The organism is Blastomonas sp. UPD001, from assembly GCF_003426715.1.
In the GTDB taxonomy this organism is placed as follows: domain Bacteria; phylum Pseudomonadota; class Alphaproteobacteria; order Sphingomonadales; family Sphingomonadaceae; genus Blastomonas.
The window spans coordinates 1-697 of the sequence record NZ_QKVT01000153.1 but is presented as its reverse complement, the minus strand read 5'-3'; the positions used below and the strand labels follow the sequence as shown (position 1 = coordinate 697).

The 697-nt window shown below is 46.8% G+C and carries 1 protein-coding gene; it reads left to right on the top strand.

Features of this window, described 5'->3' with window-relative positions; all coding sequences use genetic code 11:
- Positions 1-194 precede the first annotated feature (194 nt).
- Positions 195-647: an endonuclease domain-containing protein gene (locus tag DM995_RS23005; protein ID WP_116970817.1), complete on the top strand. Its 453-nt coding sequence runs from the start codon at positions 195-197 to the stop codon at positions 645-647.
- Positions 648-697: the final 50 nt, after the last annotated feature.

Below are 697 nucleotides of genomic sequence, written 5' to 3'. Positions count from 1 at the left end.
ATACAACTTTGATTAGATTAGACAAATATTGATTTTTCAGATTTAAATTCATTTGTGTGGCAAGAATTTGATGTTAACTATTCTCAATCGGCGTTGCTGCTATGAGTTTAGCGTAGCTGGGAATTGGGGTTGGTGGGAGAAGGTATAGCTGGGAAAAATAAACACACGTAAATCAGCTAGCCTCTAATTATCAAATGACTCAGCAAGACAACTCACCATTTCTATCTGACTCTCATTCCCCCTCCTCGCTTGCGGGGAGGGGGCTAGGGGGTGGGGTTCACAAACGCGGTTGGCAAACTCCACCAGAACTTTGGGAGAAACTTAAACCAATTGCGCGACAGATGCGGCGCGAACCTACACCAGCAGAAGAGAAACTTTGGCAGAAGTTGAGACACAAGCAACTTTTAGGGTTTAAGTTTCGCCGTCAACACACAATTGATAGGTTTATTGTGGATTTTTATTGTGGTGAGGCGCGGTTAGTTGTGGAGGTGGATGGTGAGGTTCACGACTACACTCAAGAGGAAGATGCAATTCGTCAGGATTTTTTGGAGAGTTTGGGGTTGCGAGTGGTGCGGTTTCGGAATGAGGAGGTGTTGAATGCAATTGATGGGGTGGTGGAAGAGATTGTAGGTTGGTTGCACAGATAGAACCCCACCCCCAACCCCCTCCCCGCAAGCGAGGAGGGGGCTAATGTGCG

Excerpts from the sequence above, each read along its gene's own strand:
- DM995_RS23005 (WP_116970817.1), top strand. The coding sequence starts at position 195 with ATGACTCAGCAAGACAACTCACCATTTCTATCTGACTCTCATTCCCCC.